General features: G+C 72.6%; 11 protein-coding genes. 4 read left to right on the forward strand and 7 right to left on the reverse strand.

Going from position 1 to position 12,445, the window contains the following annotated elements; genetic code table 11:
* Positions 1-37 precede the first annotated feature (37 nt).
* The 4 genes from ACFUJ1_RS04820 to ACFUJ1_RS04835 all read left to right on the forward strand — a co-directional run bounded on the left by ACFUJ1_RS04820 (position 38) and on the right by ACFUJ1_RS04835 (position 3,959).
* On the forward strand, positions 38-625 hold the full coding sequence (locus tag ACFUJ1_RS04820) for a LytR C-terminal domain-containing protein (RefSeq protein ID WP_378642504.1): 588 nt from the start codon (positions 38-40) through the stop codon (positions 623-625).
* Positions 626-720: 95 nt separating this feature from the next.
* Entirely contained in the window at positions 721-1,404 is a 684-nt protein-coding gene (locus tag ACFUJ1_RS04825) for a superoxide dismutase family protein (RefSeq protein ID WP_378642507.1), read from the forward strand.
* A gap of 10 nt (positions 1,405-1,414) precedes the next feature.
* Positions 1,415-2,572, forward strand: coding sequence for a glutamate--cysteine ligase (locus ACFUJ1_RS04830; protein WP_378642509.1), 1,158 nt, complete (start codon positions 1,415-1,417; stop codon positions 2,570-2,572).
* A gap of 61 nt (positions 2,573-2,633) precedes the next feature.
* Positions 2,634-3,959, forward strand: coding sequence for a DUF5933 domain-containing protein (locus ACFUJ1_RS04835; RefSeq protein ID WP_378642511.1), 1,326 nt, complete (start codon positions 2,634-2,636; stop codon positions 3,957-3,959).
* A gap of 13 nt (positions 3,960-3,972) precedes the next feature.
* Here ACFUJ1_RS04835 and mnhG read toward each other — a convergent pair whose 3' ends face one another.
* From mnhG to ACFUJ1_RS04870, 7 genes are all read right to left on the reverse strand, one after another.
* Positions 3,973-4,308 carry a monovalent cation/H(+) antiporter subunit G gene (mnhG, locus tag ACFUJ1_RS04840; RefSeq protein ID WP_378642513.1) on the reverse strand — a complete coding sequence of 112 codons (336 nt, stop codon included), beginning with the start codon at positions 4,306-4,308 and terminating at the stop codon, positions 3,973-3,975.
* A complete protein-coding gene (locus ACFUJ1_RS04845; RefSeq protein ID WP_378642516.1) occupies positions 4,305-4,565 on the reverse strand; it encodes a monovalent cation/H+ antiporter complex subunit F in 261 nt (86 codons plus the stop codon). The genes mnhG and ACFUJ1_RS04845 overlap by 4 nt, the downstream gene beginning before the upstream one ends.
* Positions 4,562-5,098 (reverse strand): Na+/H+ antiporter subunit E, encoded by a 537-nt coding sequence (locus ACFUJ1_RS04850; RefSeq protein ID WP_378642517.1) that lies wholly within the window; start codon positions 5,096-5,098, stop codon positions 4,562-4,564. Before ACFUJ1_RS04850 ends, ACFUJ1_RS04845 begins: the two co-directional genes overlap by 4 nt.
* Positions 5,095-6,699 carry a Na+/H+ antiporter subunit D gene (locus ACFUJ1_RS04855; RefSeq protein WP_378642519.1) on the reverse strand — a complete coding sequence of 535 codons (1,605 nt, stop codon included), beginning with the start codon at positions 6,697-6,699 and terminating at the stop codon, positions 5,095-5,097. Before ACFUJ1_RS04855 ends, ACFUJ1_RS04850 begins: the two co-directional genes overlap by 4 nt.
* Positions 6,696-7,076 (reverse strand): Na(+)/H(+) antiporter subunit C, encoded by a 381-nt coding sequence (locus ACFUJ1_RS04860; RefSeq protein ID WP_233020831.1) that lies wholly within the window; start codon positions 7,074-7,076, stop codon positions 6,696-6,698. Before ACFUJ1_RS04860 ends, ACFUJ1_RS04855 begins: the two co-directional genes overlap by 4 nt.
* On the reverse strand, positions 7,073-9,895 hold the full coding sequence (locus tag ACFUJ1_RS04865) for a Na+/H+ antiporter subunit A (RefSeq protein WP_378642521.1): 2,823 nt from the start codon (positions 9,893-9,895) through the stop codon (positions 7,073-7,075). The genes ACFUJ1_RS04860 and ACFUJ1_RS04865 overlap by 4 nt, the downstream gene beginning before the upstream one ends.
* Positions 9,896-10,033: 138 nt before the next feature.
* The gene (locus ACFUJ1_RS04870; RefSeq protein ID WP_378642523.1) at positions 10,034-12,343 is read right to left on the reverse strand and encodes an AAA family ATPase; all 2,310 of its coding nucleotides are present in this window, start codon (positions 12,341-12,343) and stop codon (positions 10,034-10,036) included.
* Positions 12,344-12,445 lie beyond the last annotated feature (102 nt).

A 12,445-nucleotide genomic window follows, 5' to 3' on the forward strand; every position in this document is an offset into this window, starting at 1 on the left:
GCCTCGAACGCCGGACGGAGCGACTAGGCTCGAGCGGGTGAGCAACCCGAATCCCACCTCCGGCGGTCCGCCGCTGCGCGCGCTGGCGATGGTGTTGATCGCGCTGGCCATCGTGTTCGCCGGGCTGGGTGCGATGTCGCTGTCGGACTCCGATTCCAGCGCGGAGGCTCCCGGCGCGGAGACGAGCACCGCCGCTCCGACGACCACCGCCCCCCGCGTGACGACGAGCGCCGCGGCGGCCACCAGCACCACCTCGACGGTGCCGGAGACCCCGACCGCGGTCGAGACCACCACCACCACCACCGCGGCCCCGCCGCCTCCGCCCCCGCCGACCGCGCCGTCGGTGAACCGCGCGGTCCCGGTGCGGGTGCTGAACAACAGCCTGGTGGCCGGGCTGGCCGGGCGCACCGCGAGCGAGCTCGGCGCGAACGGCTGGAGCAATGTCGGAACCGGCAACTACGCGGGCGGCACGCTGCCCAAAACCACCGTCTTCTACGGCGATTCCCCCGCCGAGCAGGCGGCCGCCGAGGCCATCGCCGCGGAGATCGGCGCGGTCGCCGAACCGCGCTTCGCCGGAATCTCGGGCTCCGAGCCGGGTGTGATCGTCATCGTCACGGGTAACTGAGCGGCATAGACGCGGGTCACCCTGTCACGATCCGGCTGCTCTCGCGTGGCAAGATCGGCACGAAGCCCGTCCACATCCGTGAAGGAGTCATTCCGATGGCCTCGTCCCCGTCCCGTCGCCCGTCCTGGCGGATCGTGACCCCGGTACTCGCGATCGCGGCGTTCGGCCTGGCCGGCTGCTCCAACAGCCAGGAGTCGACCGATGTCACGGGGACCACCCCGCCGGTCTTCACCGCGTCCCCCGCCCCCGCGGGCGAGTCCGCGCACGGCGGCGAGCACTCCGGTTCGGAGTCGGGCGCGAGCGCCGACCTGAAGGACGCGTCGGGCCAGGCGGTCGGCACCGTCAGCTTCGCCGAGGTCGGCGGGCACCTGCAGGTCACCGTCGAGGCGCGCGGGCTGCGCCCCGGCTTCCACGGGCTGCACATCCACTCGGTCGGCAAGTGCGAGGTCAACTCGGTTGCCCCCACCGGCGGCCCCGCGGGCGACTTCCTCTCCGCGGGCGGGCACCTCCAGGTCGGCAGCGCGAACAGCCACCCGGCCAGCGGCGACCTGACGTCGCTGCAGGTGCGCGGCGACGGCACCGCCTCGCTGGTCACCACCTCCGACACCGTCACGCTGGCGGACATCAAGGACAAGGCGATCGTGGTGCACGCCGACGCCGACAACTTCGGCAACATCCCGAACCGGTACCAGCGCGCCGACGGCGTCGCCGGGCCGGACGAGGCCACCCTCGCCACCGGTGACGCGGGGGGCCGCGTCGCCTGTGGCGTCATCCACTAGGGGGAGCGGTATGCCCGGGGCTGATCGCAGGGGCAGCGGAACGAGCGTCGAGTTCCACGGTTCGCCCCGGCCGACCATCGGCATCGAGTGGGAGATCGCGCTGGTCGACAAGGTGACCCGCGATCTCTCCAACACCGCCGCCGCCGTCTTCGACGAGGTCGGCGAGGTGCGCGCGCACGACGGCACCCCGCAGCTCTCGAAGGAGCTGCTGCGCAACACCGTCGAGCTGGTCACCGGTGTGCACGACACCGTCGGCGCCGCGCTGGACGACCTCACCGGCACCATGAACGTGCTGCGCCGGGCCGCCGACCCGCTCGGGGTCGATCTGTTCTGCGCGGGCACGCACCCGTTCGCGCAGTGGTCGGCGCAGCAGCTCACCCGCTCCGAGCACTACGACGAGCTGATCGAGCGCACCCAGTGGTGGGGCAGGCAGATGCTCATCTGGGGCGTGCACGTGCACGTGGGAGTGTCGCACCGGGAGAAGGTCTTCCCGATCCTGAACGCGATGCTGCCCTCCTACCCGCACCTGCTCGCGCTCTCCGCCTCCTCGCCCATGTGGTCCGGCTCGGACACCGGCTACGCCTCGAACCGGGCGCTCATGTTCCAGCAGCTGCCCACCGCCGGGTTGCCGTTCCAGTTCGAGAAGTGGTCGCAGTTCGAGGGGTTCGTGCACGACCAGTTCAAGACCGGGGTCTTCGAGCAGCTCGGCGGCATGCACTGGGACATCAGGCCCGCGCCGAAGTGGGGCACGATCGAGGTGCGGATCTGCGACGGCGTCTCCACGCACCGGGAGCTCGGCGCGCTGGCCGCGTTCATCCACTGCCTGATCGTCGACCTGGACAATCGGGTCGAGGCCGGTGAGACGCTGCCCACGCTGCCGGTATGGCATGTGCAGGAGAACAAGTGGCGCGCGGCCAGGTACGGGCTGGACGCCATCGTCATCACCGACTCGGACAGCAACGAGCGGCTGGTCACCGACGACCTGGACGACCTGCTGAACCGGCTGGAGCCGACCGCCGCCAAGCTGGGCTGCGCCGACGAGCTGCGCGCGGTCGCCGAGATCCCGCGCGGCGGCGCCAACTACCAGCGGCAACGCCGGGTGGCGGCGGCCAGCCAGGGCGATCTGATCGCGGTGGTGGATTCGCTGGTGCGCGAGCTGAATCCCTGACGGAGACCTCCCGTTCAAGCACCGGGGACGGTGTTGTTCACACGCCGTTTACTATGGGCGGATGCTTGTGGAGGACCCTGTCCGGCGCAGCCGCCGGGCGCAGCTCTCGATCGTGCTCGTCGCGGCGGTCGGCCTGCTGCTGGCGGGGCTCCAGGCGGTGGCGCTGTGGCAGGGCTTCGAGGGGCCGCTGACCAGCCTCTGGAAGGACTTCGCCGGTACCCCCAAGTCGATGACGGTGCCCTGGGCCGGGCTGGTGCTCGCCCTGGTCGGGCTGCGCGTGCGGGACCGGTTCGTCGCGGCGGGCGCGGCGATCGGCATCGACTTGATCGGCGCGGGCGCGCGGCTGCTCGCCGGTGACCCGCCGACCGTCGGCAACGGGCCGGTCTGGGTGCTCGCCGGGATCACCGTGCTCGCGCTGTGGCGCTGGAGCGGGCTGCGGCGCCGGACCGCGCTGCACGCGGTCGCGCTCGGCGCGCTACTCATCCTGGCCACCAAGGTCGGCGACGTCTGGCTGCACGTCACCATCCTCGCGCACCCCGGGGTGCTGGACGAGTACGTCATGCTGGCCGATCACGCGCTCGGCGATCCGTCCTGGGTGCTCGGCCGGGTGGTCGACGCGCTCGGGCCGGTGGTGTACGCGGTGCTGCACTGGGTCTACATCGAGCTGCCGCTGGCGGCGATCGTGGTCGCGGTGTGGCAGCTGCGCCGGGTGGTCTCGTCCGGGCGCTGGCCGGGGCACTACCTGGTGCGCACCTTCCTTGTGCTCGGGCTGGCCGGGCCGGTGGTGTACCTGATCTTCCCGGTGGTCGGGCCGATGTTCGCCTTCGGCGCGGACGGGAACGGGCTGCAGGTGGGGAACTACTGGCCGCAGTTCGTTCCGCCGATCGACCGCAGCCCCGGCGTGCTCCCCTTCGACCAGGTGACGCCGCGCAACTGCATGCCGTCCATGCACACGGCCTGGGCGCTCGCCGTCTTCCTGCACACCAGGCGGGGTATGGACGGCTCGCCCGCGCCGCGCTGGCTGCGCTGGGGCGGCACCTTCTGGCTCTGCGCGACGCTCACCGCGACGCTCGGCTTCGGGTACCACTACGGGGTCGACCTGGTCGCGGGCGCCGTGCTCTGCCTCGCCGTCGAGTCGGCGCTGCGCGATCCCGAGCGCGGGTACGGGTGGTTCCGCTGGCGCCTCGTACTCTTCAGCGCCGCCGTCCTGCTGACGCTGCTGCTCGCCTACCGCTTCCTCGCGGTGCCGATGGCGGAGTACCCGGTCTTCGCCGGGACGGCGATCCTCGCCCTGCTCGCCGCCGTGGCCGCGGCCTTCCACGCGACCTGGTTCGCCGCGCCGAAGTCCATCGTCCCCGAGCCCGCCATCCCCGAGCCCGCCCGCTGATTCCGCCGGGGAATTACTGCACTTCTTCGTCGCCCAGTTCGTTGATCTGGAGCAAACCGTCCCGGTAGCGCTGCTCCCGGTAGGCGGTGCGCCCGATGAGGTGCGCGATCACCGGTGCGGTGAGCAGCACGAACAGCATCATCAGCACGAGCATCCAGGCGTTCACGTCACCGCGCACCTGGATGGCGGCGCCGAGCAGTATCAGCACCAGCCCGACCACCTGCGGCTTGGTCGCGGCGTGCATCCGGGCGAGGGTGTCCCGGAAGCGGACCAGCGCGATGGCCGCGGTGAGCGCCAGCGTCGAGCCGAAGAGGATGAGGACCGCGGAGACCCACTCCAGCGCGCTCACCGGTCGTCCCTGACCCGGAAGCGGGAGACCGCGGCCGACCCGAGGAACCCGACCAGCGCCAGCGCGACGATGGCGGGCACCACCGAGGTGTCCTTGCTCCAGGCCGCGTACACCGCGAGCCCGGCCGCCATCATGGCGGTGAGCGAGTCGACCCCGACCACCCGGTCCAGCGTGCTCGGCCCGGTCAGCACCCGGAACAGCGTGAGCAGCGCGGCCACCGAGAGCAGCACCGCGGCGATACCGGCGACGACGGTCATGATTTCGCCTCCTCGGCGGAAGTTTCCGGCTCGAGCCGCCGCTCGAAGGACGAGACGAGCAGCCGCTCCAGCCTGCGGGTGGTGCGGTAGAACTGCGCGACCGCGGCCTCGCTGCCCACGTCGAGCACGTGCACGTAGACCACCCGGCGGTCCCGGTCGATCTCGAGCACCATGGTCCCCGGGATCAGGTTGAGCAGGTCGACACAGAGCGCGAGCACCAGCTCGGACTGGATGTCCAGCCGCACCCGCAGCACCCCGGAGACCGGCTGCGGTCCGGGCCGGATCCCGAGCCAGGCCACCTGCAGGCTGGAGTGCAGCGCGTAGTAGGTGCTCACCGCGACCAGCTCGGCGAAGGCGATCGGGTTGAACCGGCCGGTCACCGGCATGGCGGGCAGCGGGAGCACCACCACGATGACGATCCCGATCAGCAGCCCGGCGACCAGGTTGCCCAGCGTCAGCGTGCCCCAGAGCAGCGTGTAGACGAGCGCGAGCCAGAGCACGACGCCGACCCGGCCGAGGCTCTCCCGGCTCACCGGTACGCCTCCGGGTCGTCGCCGAGCACCGCGCTGACGTAGACGCCGGGATTGTCCAGCTCGGCGGCGGCCCGGTCGGTGATGCCGAGGATCGGCCCGGCCAGCACGGTCAGCGCGAAGCCGACGAGGACCAGCGCCGCGGTCGCGCCGACCATGAGCGCCGGCATCCGGCCGGGGTCGGTGCGTTCGTCGTAGAGCACGTCGGTGGTCTCCTCCACCAGGTTCGCGGGGCGGGCCATCGCCAGGTGCCCCTCCGGCGCCTCGGAGCGCGGCCGCCAGAACGCCTTGCTCCAGACCAGCGCCACCACGTACAGCGTCAGCAGGCTGGTGGTCACCGCGCCCGCCACCAGCACCCAGGCCAGCCAGCCGCCGTCCGCGGCGCCTGCCTGCAGCAGCGCGACCTTCCCGATGAACCCCGAGAACGGCGGAATCCCGCCGAGGTTCAGCGCCGGGATCAGGAACAGCAACCCGAGCAGCGGGCTCGCTCCCGCCAGCCCGCCGAGCCTGCGCAGCGAGACCGACCCGGCCTGCCGCTCGATCAGCCCGACCACGAGGAAGAGCGCGGTCTGCACGAGGATGTGGTGCGCCACGTAGTACACCGCGCCGCCGAGCCCGGCCTCGCTGGCCAGCCCGATCCCGAAGAGCATGTAGCCGATATGGCTGACCAGGGTGAACGAGAGCAGCCGCCGGATGTCGCTCTGCGCGATGGCGCCGAAGATGCCGACCAGCATGGTCAGCAACCCGGCGACGAGCAGCAGGGTGTCGAAGCCGCTCTCCGGGAAGAAGAGCGCGTGCGTCCGGATGATGGCGTAGACACCGACCTTGGTGAGCAGCCCGGCGAAGACCGCGGTGACCGGCGCGGGCGCGGTCGGGTAGGAGTCCGGCAGCCAGTTGGAGAGCGGGAAGATCGCCGCCTTGATGCCGAACGCCACCAGCAGCACCGCGTACACCGCGTTGCGCACACCCTCCGGCGCCGCCCCGATCCGCAGCGCCAGCTGGGCCAGGTTCAGCGTCCCGGTCGCGGCGTAGGCCAGCGCGATGCCGACCAGGAAGATCAGCGAACTGAGCATGGAGACCATGACATAGGCGACGCCCGCGCGCACCCGCTCGGCGGTCGCGCCGACGGTGAGCAGCACGAAGGAGGCGCCGAGCAGGATCTCGAAGCCGACGAACAGGTTGAACAGATCACCGGCGAGGAAGGTGGTGCCGACGCCCGCGGTCAGCACCAGGTAGGTGGGGCGGTAGATCGAGGTGGGCTGGCGCTCGTCGCCGTCCCTGATGTTCTGGCCGGCGCCGTAGACGGAGACGACGAGCAGCACGATCGAGGAGACCAGCATCATCACCGCGGAGAGCCGGTCCACCACCAGCGTGATGCCGATCGGGACGTCCCAGCCGCCGACCTGGACGGCGGTGGTGCCGTCGCGATCGGCCAGGTAGAGCAGCGCCGCGCAGACGGCGACCACCGCGCTCAGCGCGATCAGCGTGACCAGGCTCTGCAGCCGCGGCCTGCGGCCGAAGATCAGCGTGATGGCGGCGGCGATCAGCGGGATGAGGACCGGAAGGGGAGCCAATATGGACAGCAGGCTGGAATCTGGACTCAATCCTCCGGGTCCTCTCGCTCGCGCCGCCCCGCGACGTCGGCGTCCTCGGGGTCGTCGGGCACGTCGTCGGTGGTGGTGAGCATCCGCGCGCGGTAGGCGAGGGCGAGCACGAAGGCGGTGAGCCCCATGGTGATGACGATGGCGGTGAGCACCATGGCCTGGGCCAGCGGGTCGGCCATGTCCTGGTCGGCCGCCTCGGCGTTGCGCAGCGGCGGGTTCCCGTCCGGGCCGCCGACGGTGAGGATCAGCAGATTCACCGCGTTGCCGAAGAGGATCATGCCGAGCAGCATCTTGGAGACCGCGCGCTCCAGGATCAGGTAGACGCCGCAGGCCACCAGCACGCCGATGACGACGAGCAGGGTGAGGTTGGCGGTCACGCGTAGCCTCCCTTCGCGCCGACCGGCGTGTCCGAGTCGAGCTCGCTGTCCAGGCGCGCGCCGAGCGAGCGCAGCACGTCCAGGACCAGCCCGACCACGATGAGGTAGACGCCGAGGTCGAAGAAGAGCGCCGTCACCAGCTTGATCTCGCCGAAGAGCGGCAGCGTCACCTCGACGATCGCCGAGGAGAGCGGCGGCGCCCCGACCAGCAGCGAGGCCGCCGCGGTGCCCGCCGCGAGGATGAGCCCGGCGCCGAGCATGTGCCCGGCGTCCACCGGGAGCGCCTCGCCCAGCTCGTAGCGGCCGCCCGCCAGGTAGCGCAGGGTGAGCGCGAGCCCGGCGGTGAGCCCGCCCGCGAAGCCGCCGCCCGGCGCGTTGTGCCCGGAGAAGAAGAAGTACACCGAGAGCACCATGATCGTCGGGAACACCAGCCTGGTCGCGATCTGCAGGATCATCGACCGGTTCTCCCTGGAGATGAGGCGGCCCGCGGAGAGCCAGCCCACCCGGTCCGGGTCGTAGTCGGGGGCATCCGCCGCGCGCGGCGCGCTGCCGAACCGGCGCACCCGGAAGACCAGCGATGCCACCCCGGTCGCGGCGACGACCAGCACCGAGATCTCGCCCATGGTGTCCCAGGCGCGGATATCGACGAGCAGCACGTTCACCGCGTTCTTGCCGCCGCCGACGGTGTAGGCGGCCTCCGGGATCAGCTGCCAGATCGGCGTCGCGCTGCGCGCCGCGACGGCCACCGCGCCGAGGACAGCGACCACCGAGCCGACCGCGATGCCGAGCACCGCCCTGCTGCCCTTCGATGCGGCCAGCCTGCTCTCCTCGATCTCCGCCGGGAAGGCGCGCAGCACCAGCACGAACACCACCAGCAGCAGCGTCTCCACCAGGAACTGGGTGAGCGCGAGGTCGGGGGCGCCGTGCAGCGCGAAGATGACGCCGCAGCCGTAGCCGGTGACACCGACGACGAGCACCGCGGCCAGCCGGTTCCGCGCCACCGTCGCCGCCAGCGCGGAGGCGATCATGACCAGCGCGATCACCAGCTGCATCGGGGTGTCCCAGAGCCGCATCCGGAATTCGCTCGGCCCGGCGATGGCAAGCGCGACCGCGGGCAGCAGGGTCATGGTGCCGAGGATGGTTGCCTGGTTCAGCGGCAGCGAGCCGCGCTGGGTCGCCGCGGTCATCCGCAGCGAGAGCCGGTCCATCTGCTTGAGCGTGGCGTCGTAGACCCGGTCGGCATTGCCGAGGATCGGGTGCGCCGACTCGTGGATCCGGCCGTGCACCGCGAAGACCGCGAGCCCGCCCGCCACGACGACCACGGTGAGCAGCAGCGGCAGCGTGAAGCCGTGCCAGAGCGCCAGCTGCTCGGGGGCGGGGCCGGGCAGCGTGCGGGCGTAGGGCGCGAGCAGCGTGTCGACCCAGGGCGCGGCGAGCCCGGCGGCGAGCCCGGCCAGCGCGAGCAGCACCGGTGGCGCGAGGAAGGCGAGATCCGGGCCGTGCCAGTGCCGCAGGGGCTCGACGCCGTCCTTGTCGGCGAAGGCGCCCCAGACGAACCGGGCGCTGTAGGCCACGGTGAGCATCGAGCCGACCACGAAGACCGCGAGCAGCGCGACCCGGACCGGTCCGGCCAGCACCTCCGCGTGCTGCGCGGCGGCCAGCGCGCTCTCCTTGCCGACGAAGCCGAGCAGCGGCGGGATGCCCGCCATACTCAGCGCGGCCAGCGCGGCGGCGCCGAACAGCACCGGCTCGCGGCGGCCGAGCCCGGAGAGGCTGCCCAGCTCCCGGGTGCCCGCGCCGTGGTCGACGATGCCGACCACCATGAACAGACAGGCCTTGAACAGCGCGTGCGCCACCACCATGGCGATGCCGGCCAGCGCGGCGTCCGGGGTGCCGATGCCGACCAGCATGACCAGGAAGCCGAGCTGGCTGACGGTGCCGAAGGCGAGCACCAGCTTGAGGTCGGTCACCTGCAGCGCGCGCCAGCCGGCCAGCACCATCGAGACCGCGCCGAGTGTCAGCACCAGCGGATGCCAGACCGGCGACTCGGCGAAGGCGGGCGCGAGCCGCGCGATCAGGTAGACGCCCGCCTTCACCATGGCGGCCGCGTGCAGGTAGGCGCTCACCGGGGTCGGGGCGGCCATGGCGCCGGGGAGCCAGAAGTGCAGCGGCACGATCGCGGACTTGCTCAGCGCGCCGACCAGGATCAGCCCGACCGCGACGCTCGCCGCCACCCCGCTCGGCGCCCCGCCGTCCAGCAGGTCGGAGAGCAGGAAGCTGCCGGAGAGGTGGCCGAGCAGCACGATGCCGGTGAGCATGGTGAGCCCGCCCGCGCCGGTGACGAGCAGCGCCTGGATGGCCGCGCGCCTGCTCGCCGCCCTGTCCGCGTTGTGCCCCACCAGGAGGAACGACAGGACCGTCGTGATCTCCCAGAAGACGTAGAGCAGCAGCATGTTGTCGCTGGTCACGACGCCGAACATGGCGCCGGAGAAGCCGACCAGCTGGGCCGCGAAGGCACCGAGCCGCGGTTCGTCGTCGTCGAAGTAGCTGGCGCAGTAGCAGAGGATGAGGGTGCCGATGCCGAGCACCAGCACCGCCATAACGGCGGCGAGCGAATCGAATCGCAGGTCGATGTTCATCCCGATCGCGGGGGCCCACGCCACGCTGACCACCTGGGTGGTGCCCCAGTGGGCCACCACCCAGCCGAGGCAGGCGAGCGGGACCGCCGCGAGCGGATAGAAGGCTTTTCGACCCGCGATCCGAACGCACAGGGGGGCCACCACGGCGGCAAGGGCATGTGCGAGCAGGATTACGAGCAAACTACGCTCCGTCGTCTCGGGCGGGCGGTCGTCCGGGTCGATCCTACTTGGGCGTGTGGCCAGGACCGTTGCCGGTGCTGGCCGGAGCGGCGTTCGTCACTCCGCCGGTACTCCGGCAATCTTCGGGCATACTCCGGGTCAGCTGCGGTTCTCCGCGTACCGGCGCAGCGACTCCACCTGCTCCGGGTCGAGCGAGGGGCGCACCGCGGCGCGCGCGGCGGCGATGTCGGCGGCGGACACGTCGGCGGCGTCGATGTCCCTGCGCATGGCGGTGAGCGCGGCCTCGCGCAGCAGCGCGGCGCAGTCGGCGGCGGAGTAGCCGTCCAGGTCCTTTGCCAGCGCGGCCAGGTCGACGTCGGCAGCGAGCGGCACCGCGCGGCCAGCGGTGCGCAGGATCGCCACCCGCGCCTCGGCGTCCGGCGGCGGCACGAAGACCAGCCGCTCCAGCCGCCCGGGGCGGAGCAGGGCGGGGTCGATCAGCTCGGGGCGGTTGGTGGCGCCGAGCACGACGACGTCGCGCAGCGGCTCGACCCCGTCGAGCTCGGTGAGCAGCGCGGCGACCACCCGGTCGCCGACCCCGGAGTCGCCGCTCTGGCCGCGGCGCGGGGCGAGCGCGTCCACCTCGTCCAGGAAGATCAGCGACGGCGCGGAGTCGCGGGCCCGCTGGAAGAGCTCGCGCACCGCGCGCTCCGACGCGCCGACCCACTTGTCCATCAGCTCGGCGCCCTTCACCGCGTGCACGCTGAGCTGCCCGGTGCTGGCGAGCGCGCGGACCAGGAAGGTCTTGCCGCAGCCGGGCGGACCGTAGAGCAGCACGCCGCGCGGTGGCTCGATGCCGAGCCGGGCGAAGGAGTCGGGGTGGCGCAGCGGCCAGAGCACCGCCTCGGTGAGTGCCTGCTTGGTCTGCACCATGTCGCCGACGTCGTCGAGGCCGAGGCTGCCGATCGCCAGTTCCTCGCTGCCGGAGCGGGAGAGCGGGCGGATCACCTCCAGCGCGCCCGCCAGGTCGGCCTGCAGCAGCCGCGGGTCGGTGTGTTCGCGGCCGGTGCGGGAGGCGGCGCGCAGCGCGGCCTCGCGGCAGAGCGCGGCCAGGTCGGAGACGACGAAACCGGGGGTGCGGGCGGCGATCTCGGCCAGCTGGAGTTCGCCGGTCGGCACCGCGCGGAGCAGGAAGTCGAGCAGCGCCTCGCGGACCGCTGCGGTGGGCAGCGGGAGCGCGATCTCGCGGTCGCAGAGGTCGGGGGCGCGCAGCCTGGCGTCGATCTCGCCCGGGTGCGCGGTGGTGGTGAGGAAGGCGACGCACGGGGTGGCGACGGCGGCGCGGAGCTGGTCCAGGATCAGCGTCGCGACCGGCTCGGCGGTGCTCGGCAGGAGCGCGTCGATATCGGTGACCAGCAGGATGCCGCCCTGCCCCGAGCTCACCTCGGCGACGGCGGCGGCCACCGTGCGCAGCCGGGCGCCGCTCTCGGTGGCGCCGATCGACGGGCCGTCCAGCTCGACGACCCGGCGCGGGGCGGCGACCGCCCTGGCCAGGGTGGCCTTGCCGACCCCGTGCGGGCCGGTGATCAGCACCCCGAGGTGCGGGGGCGCACCGAGGGTGCGCAGTAGCTCCGGCTCGTCCAGGGCGAGCGCCAGCCACTCGCCGAGTTTGGCGGACTGGCCCTGCACGCCGATCAGGTCGGCGGCAGCGGGGGCAGGTCTACCCCTGGTCACAGTGGCGGGCAGCGGAATCCGGTCCCCCCCGGCCGCGGTCGGGAGAGACCCTGGCCCGCCCGGCTGCGGCCCCGACCCGAAGCCGCCGGGCTGTGACTCCGCCCCGAAGCCGCCCGCCGCCGTGCCAGGGACGCCCGGTCGGAGCTCCGCGGCGGGCTCGCCCGGCAGGGCCGACGTCACGACGCCTTGCCCCCAGTCGACGGCCGAGTTGGGCTGCACGCTGACCGGGCCTGCCGGTTCGGTGCCGGTGACGGTGAGCAGCTCGGTGGTCCAGGCGATGCCGAAGGTCCTGGAGAGCGCCTGGGTGGTGGCGGCCGAGCTGATGTCGGGGCCGAGGTCGCGGGGGAGCAGCGAGACGGCGTCGCCCACCGTCACCACCTTGCCGAGCAACGCCTGGCGCAGGGTGTTCGCCGGAATCGAGCGAGTGGCGTGCAGCGAGCCGCTGACCCGGATCTGCTTGGCCCCGAACACCGTCGCCGGCGCGATCACCACGGTGGCGTCCTCGCGCAGCCCGGCGTTGGAGAGCGTGACGTCGTCCAGCAGCGCGACCCCGGCCGGGGTGCCTGCCGGGGCCAGCCCGGCCACCGCCGCGGTGCGCCGGGAGCCGGTCAGCGCGATCCCGTCCCACTCCCGCAGCCCGAGCGCGGCGAGTGCCTCCGGATGCAGCCGCACCACCCCCCTGCGGGCATCGGCCGCGGAGGGGTTGAGACGGGCGGTCAGCGAAAGTTCGGCCACCGCCCCATTCTTACCCGCTGCGCGGGTATGGGCGCCGTGGCGAGCCGCCCCCCGGGCAGCGAGCAGCCGCGCAGGCACGCGCTCGTAGTCGAGACGCTGCGC

This window comes from Nocardia sp. NPDC057227, assembly GCF_042669725.1.
GTDB classification, from domain to species: Bacteria; Actinomycetota; Actinomycetes; order Mycobacteriales; family Mycobacteriaceae; genus Nocardia; species Nocardia asteroides_A.